The 17,594-nt window shown below is 53.7% G+C and carries 16 protein-coding genes and 2 other RNA genes; 5 read left to right on the plus strand and 13 right to left on the minus strand.

All coding sequences use genetic code 11. From position 1 onward, the window contains the following. Positions 1-110: 110 nt before the first annotated feature. From ACTJJ1_RS00005 to pnuC, 4 genes are all read left to right on the plus strand, one after another. A non-coding RNA gene (locus ACTJJ1_RS00005) (RtT sRNA) lies at positions 111-241 on the plus strand. Between the two features lie 43 nt (positions 242-284). After that, positions 285-414: non-coding RNA, RtT sRNA (locus ACTJJ1_RS00010), on the plus strand. A 247-nt stretch (positions 415-661) separates the two neighbouring features. Next, entirely contained in the window at positions 662-1,723 is a 1,062-nt protein-coding gene (gene nadA / locus ACTJJ1_RS00015) for a quinolinate synthase NadA (protein WP_037430405.1), read from the plus strand. A gap of 26 nt (positions 1,724-1,749) precedes the next feature. Beyond that, positions 1,750-2,475 (plus strand): nicotinamide riboside transporter PnuC, encoded by a 726-nt coding sequence (gene pnuC / locus ACTJJ1_RS00020; RefSeq protein WP_440831882.1) that lies wholly within the window; start codon positions 1,750-1,752, stop codon positions 2,473-2,475. A 37-nt stretch (positions 2,476-2,512) separates the two neighbouring features. Here the strand turns inward: pnuC and zitB are convergent, their stop codons facing one another. Genes zitB through ACTJJ1_RS00035 form a run of 3 tightly spaced genes read right to left on the minus strand, consistent with a single transcriptional unit; the run spans position 2,513 to position 7,292 of the window. Then, a complete protein-coding gene (gene zitB, locus ACTJJ1_RS00025; protein ID WP_004941803.1) occupies positions 2,513-3,475 on the minus strand; it encodes a CDF family zinc transporter ZitB in 963 nt (320 codons plus the stop codon). After that, positions 3,475-6,690 (minus strand): ATP-binding protein, encoded by a 3,216-nt coding sequence (locus ACTJJ1_RS00030; RefSeq protein WP_440831885.1) that lies wholly within the window; start codon positions 6,688-6,690, stop codon positions 3,475-3,477. Before ACTJJ1_RS00030 ends, zitB begins: the two co-directional genes overlap by 1 nt. Further along, positions 6,687-7,292, minus strand: coding sequence for a response regulator (locus ACTJJ1_RS00035; RefSeq protein WP_004941807.1), 606 nt, complete (start codon positions 7,290-7,292; stop codon positions 6,687-6,689). The genes ACTJJ1_RS00030 and ACTJJ1_RS00035 overlap by 4 nt, the downstream gene beginning before the upstream one ends. Before the next feature lie 206 nt (positions 7,293-7,498). On the opposite strand from ACTJJ1_RS00035, the gene aroG reads away from it, so the two are divergent. Beyond that, a complete protein-coding gene (gene aroG / locus ACTJJ1_RS00040) occupies positions 7,499-8,551 on the plus strand; it encodes a 3-deoxy-7-phosphoheptulonate synthase AroG (RefSeq protein ID WP_004941813.1) in 1,053 nt (350 codons plus the stop codon). A gap of 434 nt (positions 8,552-8,985) precedes the next feature. Here the strand turns inward: aroG and ACTJJ1_RS00045 are convergent, their stop codons facing one another. The 10 genes from ACTJJ1_RS00045 to galT all read right to left on the minus strand — a co-directional run bounded on the left by ACTJJ1_RS00045 (position 8,986) and on the right by galT (position 17,479). Further along, positions 8,986-9,438 (minus strand): DUF943 family protein, encoded by a 453-nt coding sequence (locus ACTJJ1_RS00045; protein WP_440831887.1) that lies wholly within the window; start codon positions 9,436-9,438, stop codon positions 8,986-8,988. A gap of 107 nt (positions 9,439-9,545) precedes the next feature. After that, positions 9,546-10,010, minus strand: coding sequence for a DUF943 family protein (locus ACTJJ1_RS00050; protein WP_062791364.1), 465 nt, complete (start codon positions 10,008-10,010; stop codon positions 9,546-9,548). Then, the gene (locus tag ACTJJ1_RS00055) at positions 9,994-10,845 is read right to left on the minus strand and encodes a YPO3983 family protein (protein WP_440831889.1); all 852 of its coding nucleotides are present in this window, start codon (positions 10,843-10,845) and stop codon (positions 9,994-9,996) included. Before ACTJJ1_RS00055 ends, ACTJJ1_RS00050 begins: the two co-directional genes overlap by 17 nt. A gap of 202 nt (positions 10,846-11,047) precedes the next feature. Beyond that, positions 11,048-11,515, minus strand: a complete 468-nt coding sequence (locus ACTJJ1_RS00060; RefSeq protein ID WP_440831891.1) for a DUF943 family protein — start codon at positions 11,513-11,515, stop codon at positions 11,048-11,050. Further along, positions 11,499-12,347: a YPO3983 family protein gene (locus tag ACTJJ1_RS00065; protein WP_440833567.1), complete on the minus strand. Its 849-nt coding sequence runs from the start codon at positions 12,345-12,347 to the stop codon at positions 11,499-11,501. The genes ACTJJ1_RS00060 and ACTJJ1_RS00065 overlap by 17 nt, the downstream gene beginning before the upstream one ends. Positions 12,348-12,732: 385 nt before the next feature. Next, positions 12,733-13,485 (minus strand): 2,3-diphosphoglycerate-dependent phosphoglycerate mutase, encoded by a 753-nt coding sequence (gene gpmA / locus ACTJJ1_RS00070; RefSeq protein WP_004941818.1) that lies wholly within the window; start codon positions 13,483-13,485, stop codon positions 12,733-12,735. 214 nt (positions 13,486-13,699) lie between these two features. Further along, on the minus strand, positions 13,700-14,044 hold the full coding sequence (locus ACTJJ1_RS00075; RefSeq protein WP_004941822.1) for a PsiF family protein: 345 nt from the start codon (positions 14,042-14,044) through the stop codon (positions 13,700-13,702). 197 nt (positions 14,045-14,241) lie between these two features. Next, positions 14,242-15,285 carry a galactose-1-epimerase gene (galM, locus tag ACTJJ1_RS00080; protein WP_062790498.1) on the minus strand — a complete coding sequence of 348 codons (1,044 nt, stop codon included), beginning with the start codon at positions 15,283-15,285 and terminating at the stop codon, positions 14,242-14,244. Continuing rightward, the gene (galK, locus tag ACTJJ1_RS00085) at positions 15,279-16,430 is read right to left on the minus strand and encodes a galactokinase (protein WP_004941827.1); all 1,152 of its coding nucleotides are present in this window, start codon (positions 16,428-16,430) and stop codon (positions 15,279-15,281) included. Before galK ends, galM begins: the two co-directional genes overlap by 7 nt. After that, the gene (galT, locus tag ACTJJ1_RS00090) at positions 16,427-17,479 is read right to left on the minus strand and encodes a galactose-1-phosphate uridylyltransferase (RefSeq protein ID WP_006324139.1); all 1,053 of its coding nucleotides are present in this window, start codon (positions 17,477-17,479) and stop codon (positions 16,427-16,429) included. Before galT ends, galK begins: the two co-directional genes overlap by 4 nt. Positions 17,480-17,594: the final 115 nt, after the last annotated feature.

A 17,594-nucleotide genomic window follows, 5' to 3' on the forward strand; every position in this document is an offset into this window, starting at 1 on the left:
TTGGACAGCGCTTGCGCTGGCCCGAAGGGCGAGGCCAGAGGCCGAATCAATCCCGCACGACCCACCATTCTTTCCGATACCTCAGCCCTTTCCCCACATCATAAAATTACATAACGCACGAATCGTGTGGGTGAGTAACCTGCGTTCAGGTTCGACAAAATTGCCCAGTCAATTTTGGACAGCGCTTGCGCTGGCCCGAAGGGCGAGGCCAGAGGCCGAATCAATCCCGCACGACCCACCATTCTTTCCGATACCTCAGCCCTTTCCCCACATCATAAAATTACATAACGCACAAATCGTGTGGGTGAGAAGCTGCGTTCAGGTTCGGCAAAATTGCCCAGTCAATTTTGGACAGCGCTTGCGCTGGCCCGAAGGGCGAGGCCAGAGGCCGAATCAATCCCACACGACCCGCCATTCTTTTCAGCCTGCGCATCATTTCTATAAACACGCAACTTTCAACTCCTGACAAACCGCACCTACTGCAATCGTCTTTCTTTTGCCGGAATTCAATCCATTAAACTTTATCATCGCAAAAATGAAAATATCAGCGGACTTTTGGCGTGTTTTTAGGTATTTTGTTTAGTATATAAAACGAGTGGCGGTTGCGAAGGGGCATACCCGGGCAGCAGACACCCAGCCTAGCACAGAGACGATTGCAGCGATGAGTGAAATGTTTGATGTCAATGCGGCGGTGTACCCGTTCCCGCCCAAACCGGTGCCGCTGGACGTAGCGGAAAAGGCGTTTTATCGCGAGAAGATTAAAACCCTGCTCAAGCAGCGCAATGCGGTGATGGTGGCTCATTACTACACCGATCCGGAAATTCAGGCGCTGGCGGAAGAAACCGGCGGCTGCGTGGCGGATTCGCTGGAGATGGCGCGTTTTGGCAGCAACCACCCGGCCTCGACTCTGTTGGTCGCCGGCGTGCGCTTTATGGGGGAAACCGCCAAGATCCTCAGCCCGGAAAAGCAGGTGCTTATGCCGACGCTGAACGCCGAGTGTTCGCTGGATCTCGGCTGCCCGGAAGACGAGTTTCATGCATTTTGCGACAGCCACCCGGATCGCACCGTGGTGGTCTACGCTAATACCTCGGCGGCGGTAAAAGCGCGTGCGGATTGGGTGGTAACATCCAGCATCGCCGTAGAGTTGATAGAACACCTCGACAGCCTGGGCGAAAAAATCATCTGGGCGCCGGACCGCCATCTGGGCAACTATGTGCAAAAGCAGACGGGCGCCGATGTGCTGTGCTGGCAAGGGGCCTGTATCGTCCATGACGAGTTTAAAACCCAGGCGCTGATGCGCATGAAAGCCCTGTACCCGCAAGCGGCAATACTGGTGCATCCAGAGTCTCCACAGGCGGTGGTCGATCTGGCCGATGCGGTCGGCTCAACCAGCCAACTGATTCAGGCGGCCAGAACGCTGCCCAACCCGCAGCTGATTGTTGCCACCGATCGCGGCATTTTTTACAAGATGCAGCAGGCCTGTCCGGACAAAGAACTGTTCGAGGCGCCAACCGCCGGTGAAGGTGCCACCTGCCGCAGCTGCGCGCACTGTCCGTGGATGGCGATGAACGGTCTTAAGGCGATTGCCGACGGGTTAGAGCAGGGCGGCGCCCTGCATGAAATCCACGTGGATGCCGCGTTGCGCGAAAAGGCGTTGATCCCGCTTAACCGGATGCTGGACTTTGCCGCGCAGTTGAAAATGCAGGTCAAAGGAAACGCTTAAGTTAACCATTTGATAAGGAAGAACAGATGAGCTTTTTCAGTACCAGCAATATATTGGTGCACATCCCGCTGGGGGCGGGCGGTTACGATCTGTCATGGATTGAAGCCATAGGTACCTTGTTCGGCCTGCTGTGCATCTGGTACGCCAGCAAAGAGAAAATCATCAACTATCTGTTCGGCCTGATTAACGTCACGTTGTTTGCGGTGATTTTCTTTCAGATCCAGCTTTACGCCAGCCTGTTGCTGCAACTGTTCTTTTTTGTCGCCAATATTTACGGCTGGTATGCCTGGAGCCGCCAAACCCAGGACAATCAGGCCGAGCTGAAAATCCGCTGGCTGCCGTTGCCGAAAGCGCTGGCCTGGGCGGCGGTGTGCGTTATCGGCATTGTCCTGATGACCTTCAATATCGACAGCGTCTTTGCCTGGCTGACGCGGCTTGCGGTGACGGTCATGCAGGGAATGGGCTTCAGCGTGCAAATGCCGCAGCTGCAGCCGGATGCTTTCCCGTTCTGGGATTCGGCGATGATGGTGCTGTCGATCGTGGCGATGATCCTGATGACGCGCAAATACGTGGAAAACTGGCTGTTGTGGGTGGTGATCGACGTGATCAGCGTGGCGATTTTCACCTACCAGGGCGTGTACGCCATGGCGCTGGAATACGTGATCCTGACGCTGATTGCGCTGAACGGCTCCTGGTTGTGGATCAAAAGTGCAGCTCGCAACCATTCCCGGCCGTTATCTTCCTCGCAATAACAAACGCAGAGGGCGCCAAACTGGCGCCCTCTTGATTTTAGTGGTGATGACCCAGATGTGAATGCGAGCCGGAATGTGAGTGGTCACTCGGCTCGGGTGCCCGGTTAATGCCGCAGTCCGGCGTATCACAGTGCTGATATTCCATTTGAATGGTGACATGGCCGATACGGTAGTGTTCCAGCAGATAAGCCTGAATGCGGCGCAGCAGGCCATCGTGGTCGTTTGGCGGTATCACTTGCGCATGCAGCGTCATCAGTTTCTGTTCGCCAATCTGCCAGACGTGAACGTGATGAATATTGCGTACCTCGGGAATATTCAGGCACAGGTCTTTTTGCAGTTTGTTGATATCCACTTCTTGCGGCGTGCCTTCCAGCAACTCGTGGAAGCTCTCTTTCAGCAGCCGCCAGGCGCTGCGTAACACCAGACAGGACACCAGCACCGACAATATCGGGTCAATCGGCGTCCAGCCGGTGCTCAGGATCACAATGGCGGCTACGATCGCCCCCACCGAGCCCAGCAAATCTCCCAACACGTGCAACGCAGCGGCCCGCACGTTGATATTCTTCTCTCCCGTACCGCGGTGCAGTAGCCAGAAGGCGAACAGGTTAGCCAGAAGCCCCGCTATGGCGATGATCAGCATCGGCGTACCCATCACCGGCTGTGGCTCGAAGAAACGCCGTATCGCCTCCCACAGGATGAATACCACGATCACCAACAGGGCGGCGGCATTGAGGAACGCGGCCAGCGTGGTCAGGCGCAAATAGCCGAAGGTATGGCGCGCGTTGGGTTTCCGCTGCGAAAAGTGTACGGCCATCAGCGCCACCAGCAGCGCCGCAGCGTCGGTGAGCATATGGCCGGCGTCGGCCAGCAGCGCCAGCGAACCGGAAATCAACCCGCCGGCCACTTCGGCGATCATAAATACCGCAGTGACTAAAAAAGCGGTCAGTAGGCGTTTACTATTACTGTCTTTTGGCAGGTGTACCTGTGGGGAGTCCGTCATTATTTATCCTTATGTAGAGCGAAGTTCAGCGCGTCAGTGCTGACCAGACCGTCCAGTTCTATCAGTATCTGTTCTACTAACGCACTCAATTCAGTATAGGCGGCCTGAGCCAACCTCCCATCACGGCCGCTTTCCACCAGCAATTGGCACAGGCTTGCGGCCTCAGGCTGTTGCAACATCAGCAGGCTGCCCTTGATGCGGTGTGCGGCCTGCCCAAGGCTAGGCCAGTCTTCGCCCTCCGCCGCTTTGTCAAGCCGTTGCCGATCTTGTCGCAGCGTGGAGAGCAGCGTGGTCGCCAGGCGTTGCGCCATCTGCCGATCGTTACCGGCCATATCGGCCAGCATCCGTTGCAGGTCAGTAAGGGCTAACTGTCCTTCCAGCGCCTGCGGTTGCTGCGGTAACGTCTGAGCAATGGCGGCCAGTGAAATCGGCTTGGTCAAAAAGCGATCAATAGCCACCTGTCCCTGTGGAATGCGGGTAAATTCCTGCACGTCTGCCGAACAGAGAATAATCTGGCAGGCCGGCCGCTGATCTCGCTGTTCATCGCGTCGTATTAGCCTCGCCAATGTCAGGCCGTCCGGGCGCGGCATGTTGTAATCGATAAACAACAGGTCGAATGGCTGCCTGCGGTGCGCTTTCAGCAATGCGTAACCGTGCTCGAACAGCACGGGTTGCAGGCCGAAGTGACGCAGTTGCCTCTCCATCAGCAGCAGGTTGGTGGGGTGATCGTCAATCAGCGCCACGCGCAGCGTGGGAGGCGGCAGGCTGAGCGGTTGGTCGTTCTGGCGTGGGGGGGCGGCATCTGGGGCGGCTTGGGTTACCGGTACTGACACCTTGACTTGCGTACCTATGCCAGGCTGTGAATGCAGCTCAATCTGGCCGCCCATTTGCTCGATAATTTCCTTGCAGATAGACAGCCCCAGCCCGGTTCCCTGAACCGAGACGCGTTGTGCACCGCGTGCGCGGTAGAAGGGTTGGAACAGCTTGCCTATCTCATCGGCGGCGATGCCACAGCCGCTATCGGTCACCGTCAGCAGCAGTTCGCCCTGTTGTTTGTTCTGTTCGCGCCAGCCGATATTGACCTGAATGCTGCCGCGGGGAGTGAATTTAATGGCATTATTTATCAGGTTGTTAGCCACTTGAAGTAAACGCTCACCATCAATAACAACGGCGGCGGGAAGCTGGTGGCTGGCGGTCACGCTCAAGGTTACCGGGCGTTCGCCGATCAGCGGCTGATACAGCGCGCTGATGTGAGCTATCCAGGGTTGCAGCGCCATGGCTTTTGGCACCAGCGTCAGCGATCCGGTTTCCAGCCGGGCGTAATCTTGTAAGTCATTGAGCAGATTGAGCAAGGATGACGCCGAGCTGTAAATGACCGGCAGCCCCTCCGGTATCGGCTGGCGTTTCAGTTCCAGTTCCAGCAGGCCGAGGATGGCGTGCATCGGCGTACGCAGTTCATGGCTGATGGTGGCCAGAAACTTGCTTTTCATCCGGTTCTCGGCTTCGGCATGACGGCGTGCCTGTTCGATCACTTCACGCTCACGTTTTTCCCGCCGCTGCAAAACAAAGCGGCGCAGGGTCAGCGCCAGTAACAGCAGGATCGCTGCCGCCAGTAGCGCCAGCAGCCAGGTAGTTTGCGGTTGCATGCGGTTGTCGTTCACCGCATCTATCAGGTTGCTGCGATCGACAATCCACTCATCGCGCAGCGATTGCAGCGTTTCCGAGGGGATCTGCATCAGGTTTTTATCGAGGATAGCCAGCAGCAGGGGCTGATCCTGGCGTACGCCAAACGCCACCGGATAGGCGATATTATTGGCGGCGAACGCCAGTTTTATTGCCCCGGCATAACGTGACAGAGCGATAAAGTTCGCCGAGATCACGTTATCCACCAGCGCATCCAATTGGCCGTTGGCCAGAGCGTCATACATCGCCTTGCTGTCGGCAAAATGAATGAGCTCTTCGTTCTGCGGCACCAGCCCCTGCGCCAGATCGCCCTGCAAAACGCCGATGCGTTTGCCGGCCAGATCGCTCCAGGTAGAAATCCCGTTGGCGTACTGACCGACGTAAACCCCCCACAGCGAGCGGTGAATCGGCATGCTGGCGCTGTAACGCGCCTTAACGCCGCGCGCCAGCGGCAGAGCGGTGCGGAAACTGGCCTGGCCGGATAGCACCAGTTGGTCTGCCTGTTCGGCGTTGCGCGCCCATAGCGGAGCAAAACGCAGCCCGGTGTTTTGCGCAATGATCTTGAGTATGTCGATCGCGTAGCCGCGCGGTTGGCCGTCGGAACCGCGATAGGCGAACGGGAAGTTATTCTCTATGGCGGCGTAATAAACGGTGCGGTGCTTTTCTACCCAGCTTTTTTCCATCTGCGTCAGATCGGCGTTGCCGGTATCGAGATAGCTGGGGATCTTTTTGCTCCAACGGCTTTGAATGGCGTTCATCAACTCCATCGGCGCATCGGCGATAGCGACGTTGAGGGTGTCGATCAGTGCCGGATTGTCGGCGGCGAAGACGAAAGACAGGTTACCGAGATTGACCGTGCTTTCGATCTGATAAAGCTGGCCGAGTTGCAACTGGTCAATAATAAAGCTGGCGCTGGCTTCGTCGGCAATAAAGTAATCGCTGCTGCCGTTCAGCAAGGCATAAACCGCCTGCAGGTTGTTGTCATAACGCTGAACGTGGGAAGACACCGCCTTCAGCGCGTTGCCGGCCTGCATATCGGTCAGGGTACTGATTGCCACCCGCGCATCGGCGGAGTTAAGCATCACCCGGCGGTCATTGCTCCGGTCGCGCAGCACGCGCAGGTTACTGACGTAATAAGGCTGGGAGATTTTCAGATCCTCCAGCGCTTCGTTCTGCGGAATGCCGTACAGCAGATCGATAGCGCCGCTGTGCAGCGCCTGTTCGAGCTGCGCCAGATCGGCGAAACCGTAAATCTGAAAGCGGATGCCGGTGACCTGCTGGACATAACCGAGGTAGTCGGCGTTCAACCCGTACAGATCCTCATCCACGATAATGTTATAGGGACTGGCATTCTCGCTGATGATGCCCACGCGCAGCGTCGCGTCGCGCCAGGGATTTTTCTCGCTGGCGATCAGCATGTCCGCCGGAATATTCAGGTTACTGACCAACTGATAAGACACCGGTTGCGCCGCATACGCGACGTTGCCGAGGTTGAGCAACATCGCCAACAGCAGCAGAACGCCGCGCATCATGGCGCCAGTTCTCTAAATACCGCCACCAGTTCCAACAGATTGCTGGCGCCGGTTTTGCGCAGAATATTCTTCTTGTGAGTGCTGACGGTTTTGTTGCTGATGTTCAGCATCTCGGCAATTTGCAGATTGGACAGCCCCTTGCTGAGCAGGCCGAGGATCTGCAGCTCTTTGGGCGTCAGCAGCACTCCCTCTGCCGGTTGCGTTTCTTCCGCCATCGCAGCGGCGGGAAAACTCGGCTCCCCGGCCAGCACGGTTTCAATTGCCTGCACCAATTGTTCAAGCCGGCTGCCTTTATGCACAAACCCGTTGGCGCCGGCTGCCCAGGCCATACGCGCGTAGATCTCTTCTTCCTGCGCGGTGTAGATCAGGATCGGTTGCTGCGGGTAGTGGCGGCGGATTTTTTTCAGCAGTTGCAAGCCGTCTACCTGCGGCAGGCCGATATCCAGAATGACCAGCGAAAAATCGGCTGCGGCCAATTGGGCCAACGCCTGAACATCATCCTGAACCGCCTGCAGGCTATAAGGACGGGAAGACTTCATTAGCGCCGCTTCCAGTGCGACATGAACCACAGGGTGGTCATCAACTAATAACAGAGAAGGCATGGTTTGGCTCAAGTAACGGTATCCTGATCGCTAGCATAGCGAAAAAGGAGCCACTGCGCTCTCCCGATGAAACAGCACAATCTACTGATAATTTGGCCGTTCCGCCGGGAGGCGGCAAAGGTGATTTACAGCGCTACCCTCACAGGCTAAATTGGTTGGATCCACGCTCTGTGAAATACCGCCCCTCGATACCGAATGGAAAAGTTATGAATTACCAAAATGACGATTTACGCATTAAAGAAATTAAGGAACTCCTGCCACCGGTGGCCCTGTTAGAGAAGTTTCCGGCCACTGAACGTGCAGCTGAGACGGTGTCCCTGGCGCGCAGTGCAATTCACAAGATCCTTCGCGGTAACGACGATCGCCTGCTGGTGGTTATCGGCCCATGCTCGATCCACGACACCAAAGCGGCAAAAGAGTATGCCGAGCGCTTGCTGACGCTGCGTCAGGAACTGAGTGGCGAGCTGGAAGTGGTGATGCGCGTTTACTTTGAAAAACCGCGTACCACCGTGGGCTGGAAAGGGCTGATCAACGATCCGCAGATGGATAACAGCTTCCAGATCAACGACGGTCTGCGCCTGGCCCGTAAGTTGCTGTTGGATATCAACGATAGCGGCTTGCCGGCCGCGGGGGAATTCCTCGACATGATCACCCCGCAGTACCTGGCTGATCTGATGAGCTGGGGCGCGATCGGGGCTCGTACCACGGAATCCCAGGTGCACCGCGAGCTGTCTTCCGGCCTGTCTTGCCCGGTTGGCTTCAAGAACGGCACCGACGGCACCATCAAAGTGGCGATTGACGCCATCAACGCTGCCAGCGCGCCGCACTGTTTCCTGTCGGTGACCAAGTGGGGCCACTCGGCGATCGTTAACACCAGCGGTAATGGCGATTGCCACATTATCCTGCGCGGCGGCAAAGAGCCGAACTACAGCGCGGCGCACGTCAAGGAAGTCAAAGACGGCCTGGTCAAAGCGGGTCTACCGGCGCAGGTGATGATCGACTTCAGCCACGCCAACAGCAGCAAGCAGTTCAAAAAGCAGCTGGAAGTGAATGCAGACGTGTGCAAACAGGTCGCCGGCGGTGAAAAAGCGATTATCGGCGTGATGATCGAAAGCCATCTGGTGGAAGGCAACCAGAATCTGGAAAGCGGCGAGCCGCTGGTCTATGGCAAGAGCGTGACAGACGCTTGCATCGGCTGGGAAGACACGGAAACCGTGCTGCGCGAGTTGGCGGCGGCGGTTAAGGCGCGTCGCGCCTGATAAAACAGGGCTCAGTTTGCGGAATCTCTCTGGAATCTATGGGCCACCTGTTTTGCAAGACGAATTTTGAGGGGCAGGCGGCTTTGCTTAAGTCGACCCGATGCCTGTCGGGAAGTGTTTCCTGTACCCGATGAAAGCCGCTTGCGCCATCAATACGCGGTTTTCGCCAAACGGCGTATAATTTGCATATTATTCAAATAAACAGTGGGTTAGCGATTTATGCGTTAGCCCACTGTTACTTGATAAACCCGGCGTCGGCAACTTAACTGCCACCCATGCACTTCTGCAATTTTCCATTGACGGGTTACCGGAAGGAGGACAAGGGGTAAAGCGTGATAGCCTTATTGATACTTGGCTATGGGCGTATAGATAACTGACGCAAGCCGGGAGTGAAGGGGATTTTCTTGCAGATACTACATGAGTAAAGCAAGTCTTCATTCGTATTTTGTTTTTACCAGCTTACCATTTTTCTTCATGTGATAAATTCCATTGTAAACGCTAAATAATATATCGTCATTTCTGTCATTCTCAACAGAGAAAACCTTGTTTTTATCTATACAATTTTTTGATGTGTTCATATCATCAAAACATCGTCTGTCATACTTTCCTTCTTCTTTATAACCCTCGCCAAAATCCCAAAAGGTAATAGCAAAGAATCCATCTGGCGCAGGTTCGGGGGTTTTATATTTTTCTTTTAACATTTCTTTATTGTTTAGCCACCAGTTTATCTTTCCTTTGTCGGTAAAAGGGAAGTTTTTAACTAAAACCGAACTGAATTCCCCATCCTTATGGACAGCCACAATTTCTACAGGACGCAGTGACAACCAGAGGGAGTAACTGAGTAGTGCGCAGACAATCAGGAGTAGTGTACAAATTTTAACTTTCATTGCGCGCGCCGGGATTTTTACAGTGGTTTCCAAATTTACTATACTTGATTATGGGGGTACAGGAGTGAAGAAAATCTCGCCACCTTCACTCCGAGGTGAGAAAATACTTATTTATGATAAATTTTTATAATCTCTCCATCTTTTTTCATGCGATATATCCCATCATGTACGGTAAATAAAATATCATTGCTTCGGTTATTCTCAACTGAGAAGACTCTATTTTTATCAATGCAGTTAAATTTTGTTTTCATATCATCGAAACACATTCTGTCATACTTCCCTTCTTCTTTATAACCTTCGTTGAAATCCCAAAATACTATGGTGAATAAACCATAAGGTGCTGTTTTTGGTATGTTATACATGGTTTTTAATCTATCTTTATTTTCCATCCACCAGTTTATTTTACCTTTATCAGTGAAAGGGAAGTTTGTTACCAGTACATCACTGTAATTGTTTCTCTGATGGACGCCTACGATTTCGATCGTGCGATTAGATAGCCAGATGAAATAAAAAACCAGGGCGCATCCGATCGGGAGTAATGCATAGAGAGTTTTCTTAATTTTTGTTTCCATTTCGTCCCCCGGAAATATTCACAGTGGCTTCCATATTGGTCATAAAGGGTTTAAAACCAAATTGATAGTATCGCTGAAGCACAAACCAGATGCGGAAAAAACGGAGCCGGTTAAATTTAGTATTTGAAATGTCATCACCGTCCAGGCCGAAGTGATCCTGTACCTTGTAATGCACCATGGCCCGGTAGCGGTCATTATCAATCTGTAGTGATTTTATGGTGATATGAGTTGCCCAAGTGTCGTGGACAGTTATTCCCATGCCGTTAAAATTATCCTGTAATCTGTCAAATTTAGGTAATTTTCCTCCAAGGATAGCATCCTTTAGTTCACTTTTATTTTCTATTGGATAACATTTATTTTCCCAGTCTATATTTTTGCTTAAAGATTTCCCCAATAATAAGCGTGAGCTATTATCTGGCGATCTGTCACTCAAAATATGCTCCTTCAAAGCCGCATCCAGATGCGTACTGGTGAAGGGCGAACCCTGGCCATTCTGCATATGGGTGATCATCTTTTCGATCAGCGGCTTGTAGGGACCGTATACGGAGGAAGGCTGCGAGAGGTGACGGAATTCATCAAACAGAATTTTGGCGCACGCCTCACGGGTAATTTTCTCGTCCTCTCCACGGGAACCACGAGCCAGCGATTGTGGCTGGCTGAACGGGGTGATTTTCGTCAAGGTGAACGGATTAACCCTGGCCGAGATGTCGACCAGATTAAATGTATTCTTTAACTGTGATTCGCTTAAATCACCGCAGCGCATATCATCCGCGCCATAGTCGTCCATTCTTTTTTGGGTTTTGAATATAGTGCAGGGAAACTCTAGTGCTGACATGGTGATAAATTCCTTGTGTCGTCGTCCATTGCGGTCCTTATCTATGGATAATAGGTCATGACCGGCTGCGGTGTAAATGTTGAGCAACTCTCCCTGTCGGTTTACCGATAGGGAGGACAGGCTGTGCCATTTTCTCTCCGTCGGGTAGCGCCTGGCGTAAAAGGGAAAATTCTCTTACTGTCTCTATACGATAAAGTAAATTTTATTTGTGTTGTATTTTTACTATCTCACCATTGTGGTCTAAACGATAATCGCTGCCATCATATACAACAAAGGTAGTACCCATGTTTCTACTATGGTCCACAGAGAAAATTGCATTTTTATCAATGCAATTTTTCTGTGTTTTCATATCCTCAAAACATAACCTGTCATACTTATCTTCTTTCTGATACCCTTCACCAAAGTCCCAAAATATTACTGTGTAAAAACCATCCGAAGCAGGTTTTGGTATGTTATATTTCTCTTTCAATATCCCTTTGCTTTTTAGCCACCAGTTTATCTTTCCTTTATCGGTAAAAGGAAAGTTTCTTACTAAAACAGAACTATAGTTATTTCTCTGATGGATGGATATGATTTCTACTGGACGTGATGATAACCAGAATGAATAACTAAGCAGAGCGAAACCAATCAGTGATAGCACTGCTAGGATTTTTTTATTTTTTTCCTTCATTCCGTCCCCCGGTAATTTCTACAGTGGCTTCCATATTAGTCATAAAGGGTTTAAATCCAAAAATATTGTATCGCTGAAGTACAAACCAGATGCGGAAAAAACGGAGCCGGTTAAATTTCGATTTTGAAATATCGTTACAGTCAAGGCCGAAGTGATCCTGTACTTTGTAATGCAAAATGGCTCGGTAGCGGTTATTATCAATCTGTAGTGACTTTATGGTGATATGAGTTGCCCAGGTGTCGTGGACAGTAATTCCCATACCATTAAAATTATCCTGGAATCTGTCAAATTTAGGTAATCGCCCAAAGGATACTGCATCCGTTAATCTGCCATTATTATCTAACGGATAACATCTATTCTCCCAGTCTATATTTCTGTCAAAAGCAGTTCCTAGCAAAAGACGTGTGCTATTTTTAGAATTGTCACTAAGAATATGCTCCTTCAAAGCCGCATCCAGATGCGTACTGGTGAAGGGCGAACCCTGGCCATTCTGCATATGGGTGATCATCTTTTCGATCAGCGGCTTGTAGGGACCGTATACGGAGAAAGGCTGCGAGAGGTGACGGAATTCATCAAACAGAATTTTGGCGCACGCCTCACGGGTAATTTTCTCGTCCTCTCCACGGGAACCACGAGCCAGCGATTGTGGCTGGCTGAACGGGGTGATTTTCGTCAAGGTGAACGGATTAACCCTGGCCGAGATGTCGACCAGATTAAATGTATTCTTTAACTGTGATTCGCTTAAATCACCGCAGCGCATATCCTCCGCGCCATAGTCGTCCATTCTTTTTTGGGTTTTGAATATAGTGCAGGGAAACTCTAGTGCTGACATGGTGATACATTCCTTGTGTCGTCGTCCATTGTGGCCCTTATCCATGGATAATAGGTTGTGACCGACTACGGTGTAAATGTTGAGCAGCTCTCCCTGCCAAAATTCGGATTTTTGGCCGTTTCCGGGGTGAAAGTAATAACGGAGATAACCGCTACGTTCTTGGCCCATCATCAAAATGCCATCAGGCAGGTCCTTGCATCGGTGGCCCGTGTCTAGAGCTCGATAACATCGACCCCACGCTTGCATGCTGAGAAAGTTACCGGGTTTAGACATAAAAAAATCCGGAGTCAGGGGACTGACTCCGGATTTTCTCTTATTGACAGGATTGTTTATGTGCTCTTAAACGATCTGCATTACCGGCCAAACCGGGATCAACGGGCGAAAATTACTTCGCTTTACCCTGGTTTGCCACAGCGGCCGCTTTAGCAGCGATCTCGTCGGCATTGCCCAGGTAGTAACGTTTGATTGGCTTGAAGTTTTCGTCGAATTCATACACCAACGGCACGCCGGTTGGGATGTTCAGTTCGAGGATCTCATCTTCGCTCAGGTTATCCAGGTATTTTACCAGCGCACGCAGCGAGTTGCCGTGCGCGGCAACGATAACGCGCTCGCCGCTTTTGATGCGTGGCAGAATTTCTTCGTCCCAGTAAGGGATCACGCGATCGATGGTCAGCGCCAGGCTCTCGGTCAGCGGCAGCTCTTTTTCGGTCAGCGCCGAATAACGTGGGTCGTGGCCCGGGTAACGCTCATCATCTTTGGTCAGCTCTGGTGGGGTAACGGCGAAGCCGCGACGCCATTGCTTAACCTGCTCGTCACCGTATTTCTCAGCGGTTTCAGCCTTGTTCAGACCCTGAAGCGCACCGTAGTGGCGTTCGTTCAGCTTCCAGGATTTTTCAGTTGGCAGCCAAGCCTGATCCAGTTCGTCCAGGATGTTCCACAAGGTATGGATCGCGCGCTTCAGGACGGAGGTGTAAGCAAAGTCAAAAGAGAAACCTTCATCTTTCAACAGCTTGCCTGCTGCTTTCGCTTCGGTGCGACCTTTGTCGGACAAATCAACATCATACCAACCGGTAAAGCGGTTTTCGTTGTTCCACTGGCTTTCGCCGTGACGCACCAGAACCAGCTTAGTTACAGCCATAGCTTAACTCCTTAATAATCTGACATTTCAATGATAACGAAAATCATTATATTGCCGCGGCCGGTGGCTCGGCAATCGATAGTGTCTAACCATAGCCAATTTCTTGCCGCAAAGTAAGTGCTGTTCTGAGGAAAAGCTGAATCGATCAGGCGGGCGTCACGGGGGAAACCGGCACGGCGGAATGAGATCCGGCCGTGCCGCTGGTGAAGGGCAATCAGGCTGATTTTTTCAGACAGTTGCTCATAAAGGTTTTACGCTCGTCGCCTTTCAGGCTTTTGGTTTTGGCATCGGCGTTGCAGGTTTTCATCTTCTGCTGTTGCGGCGTCAGGGTTTTCGCTGCAGTGGAACCTTCTGCCTTCAGGCAGGTGCTCATGAAGGTAGTGCGGTCCGCGCCTTTCAGCGTTTTGGTGGAGGCTTGTTGATTACAATCAGTCATGCGCTTCTGCTGTGCAGCCTGCGCCGGCGAAGGCGTTTTTGCTGCGGTTGCGGTATCGGCAGCCATCAGGTTGGTGCTCAGCAGTAAACCCGCCAGTAATGGGAGTGCAGTAATCAGACGCATAGGTGTTCCTTCAGCTATTGACCGGCCAGAGATGGCCGAAAATTGTGACGCAGCACAAGGTGTTGTGCTTATCACCGTAGCCTGATTCTAGTGTGCGCTTTGGAATAAGGAAAGGCAGGTGCCGGTGGGGCCGGCGTGTAAAAAGGTAAGCATTTATAACAAACGGCCCCCGGCCGCATGGCAAGGGGCGTGGTGGGTCAGATAGGATAAAACTGATAATGGGTGGCACTTTGATATTGCTGCCCCGGCTTGAGCCAACAGTCCGGCTGCGGCCATTCCGGGTGGTGCGGGCTGTCCGGCAAAAACTCGCTTTCCAGCGCTATGCCGGCGTAACTGGCGTAGCTGCCGCCATCACGTGCCGGTGTGCCGTCCAGGTAATTGCCGCTGTACAGTTGCAGCGCCGGTGCGCTGGTGAAGACGCTCATCTGCACCTGACCGTCCGCCGACCACAGGTGCGCCGCCGGGCAGTCCAATGCGCCGCAGGTACGGTGCAGCAGATAGGCATGATCGTAGCCTTTTACCCGCTGCTGATCGCGGTCGCGCAGGAAATCCTGCAGCAGCGTTTTCGGGTGGCGAAAATCCATGCCGCTGCCGTCCACCGGCGTGAGTTCGGCGTTGGGTATGCCCTCGCTGTCGACCGGCAGATAACGGTCGGCAAACAGCTGCAGCCGTTGCCGGCGGGCGTCGGTGCCGGCGCCGTCCAGATTGAAATAGGCGTGGTTGGTCAGATTGACCGGGCAGGCGCGATCGGTCCGGGCCTGGTAACTGATTTCCAGCCGGTTATCGGCGGTGAGTCGGTAATTGACCTGAACCTCAAGATTGCCGGGAAATCCCTGGTCGCCGTCGGGTGAATGCAGCGCGTAACTCACCTGCTGCGTATCTTGTTGAACAATCCGCCAGCGACGGGCATTGAAGCCTTCCGGCCCGCCGTGCAGTTGGTGTTCCCCTTGATTGGCGAGCAGCGGATGCGGCTTGTTGCCGACCAGCAGACTGGCGTAGGCGATACGGTTGGCATAGCGTCCGACGGTGGCGCCAAGATAGGCGGCTTGCCGCTGGTAATCCGCCGGTGTCCGGCACCCCAGCAGCAGTTCACGCGTTTTGCCCGATTTCAGCGGCAGCACGGCGGAAAGCCAGGTCGCGCCCCAATCCATCAGCGTGACCGTCATCCCGCCGGCGTTTTGCAGCCGGGTTAGCTGGTAGGGTTGGCCATCAGGGGCCAGTTGCAGGCTGTCTGTCAGCATATTCCGGCCCCCGCTGATGCCTTGCAAACGTAAAAGGTTTCCCGTAGTCCGTTGGTTTGCAACGGATATTCGCGCGCTACCGTCTCGCGCACCGGCTCCACCAATTCTTGCGGCATCAGCGCCACTATGCAGCCGCCAAAACCGCCGCCGGTCATGCGCACGCCGCCGCGATCGCCGATAACGTTTTTGACTATCTCCACCAACTGGTCGATCGGCGGCACGGTAATGGCAAAGTCATCCCGCATTGAAGCGTGAGATTCCGCCATCAGCCTGCCCATCAGTTTCATATCGCCTGCCGCCAACGCATCTGCGGCGGCCAGGGTGCGATCGTTTTCGGTGATTACGTGGCGCGCTCGTTTGGCGACGATCGGATCCAATTCATGTTGGATCGGGAAGAACAGCTCCGGGCTGACGTCGCGCAGTGCCTTGACGCCGAAGAAGCGCGCGGCGGCTTCGCATTGTTCGCGACGGGTGTTGTATTCGCTGTCCACCAGCCCGCGCTTCACGTTGGAGTTGATGATCACCACGGCAATATTTTCCGGGACCGACACCGCACGGGTCTCCAGTGAACGGCAATCGATCAGCAAGGCATGATCCTGTTCACCGAGGGCGGAAATCAGCTGATCCATGATCCCGCAATTGCAGCCGACAAACTGATTCTCCGCCTCCTGGCCATTCAAAGCCAAGGCTACGCCATCCAGCGGCAGTTCATACAGCGCCTGCATCACCTGGCCAACGGCCACTTCCAGTGAGGCGGAAGAGCTGAGGCCGGCGCCTTGCGGCACGTTGCCGGAGATCACCAGATCCGCGCCGCCAAAATTGGCGTTGCGCAGTTGCAGGTGTTTGATCACGCCGCGCACGTAATCGGACCAAAGCTGGTCCGGGTGACTGACGATCGGATCGTCGAGCGAGAATTGATCCAACTGCCCGTCGTAATCGGCCGCGATCACCCGGATCTGGCGATCGTCACGTCTGGCTCCGGCGATCACCGTTTGGTAATCAATGGCGCACGGCAATACGAAACCGTCGTTATAGTCGGTATGTTCGCCGATCAAATTCACTCGTCCTGGCGCTTGAATGGTCAGTGCGGGCGCGTAGCCAAAGCGTTGGGTGAAAATGGTGTGGGTATGATTTTTCAAACTCATTGTTTGGCTCCGGCTTCACGGTAATGAATGTCGTCAACGGCGCGCAGACGCTCTGCGGCCTGTTCTGCAGTCAGATCGCGCTGGGTTTCAGCCAGCATCTCGTAACCCACCATAAATTTACGCACCGTGGCGGAGCGCAGCAGTGGCGGATAGAAATGGGCGTGCAACTGCCAGTGGCGGTTATCCGCGTCATTGAAAGGTGCGCCGTGCCAGCCCATGGAATAGGGGAAAGAGCACTGGAACAGATTGTCGTAACGGCTGGTCAGCTTTTTCAGCGCTACGGCCAGGTCACTGCTCTGCGCGGCGCTCAGATCGGTAATGCGTTGTACTGCGGCCTTCGGCAGCAGCAGCGCTTCAAACGGCCAGGCGGCCCAGTAGGGCACCACGGCCAGCCAGTGTTCGGTTTCAACGATCGTACGGCTGCCGTCAGCCCGTTCACGCTGCACGTAATCCAGTAACAGAGGGGATTGGTGCTGTTGGAAATACTCGCGCTGCAGGCGGTCTTCATGCTCGACTTCGTTCGGCAGGAAGCTGTTGGCCCATACCTGTCCATGCGGGTGCGGGTTTGAGCAGCCCATGGCCGCCCCTTTGTTTTCGAATACCTGGACCCACGGATAGCTGCGGCCGAGATCGGCAGTTTGTTCTTGCCAGGTGGCAATCACCCGCTCCAGAGCCGCAAGCGTCAGTTCCGGCAGGGTTTTACTGTGATCGGGGGAGAAGCAGATGACCCGGCTGGTGCCGCGCGCGCTCTGGCAGCGCATGAGCGGATCCTGGCTTTCCGGTGCCTGCGGCGTATCCGTCATCAGCGCGGCGAAGTCATTGGTGAACACATAGGTGTCCTGATAATCCGGGTTTTTATCGCCGGTAACGCGGGTATTGCCTGGGCAGAGGAAGCAGTCCGGATCGTGCTGCGGCAGCGTTTCCTGCTGCGCGGACTCCTGTTGGCCCTGCCATGGGCGCTTGGCGCGGTGCGGCGATACCAATACCCATTGACCGGTCAGCGGGTTATAGCGGCGATGGGGATGATCGATGGGATTAAAATCCGTCATTGCGGTTCCTTTTTCTTGTCCGGCGCGGCGAGTGTAATCGCTTTCATCAACTCCAGGCGCACCCTTTACAGATTAAAATGGATAACGATGCGCAAAAAGATAGCATGCCCGACGG

Source organism: Serratia sp. 22264, from assembly GCF_052045345.1.
GTDB classification, from domain to species: Bacteria; Pseudomonadota; Gammaproteobacteria; order Enterobacterales; family Enterobacteriaceae; genus Serratia; species Serratia plymuthica.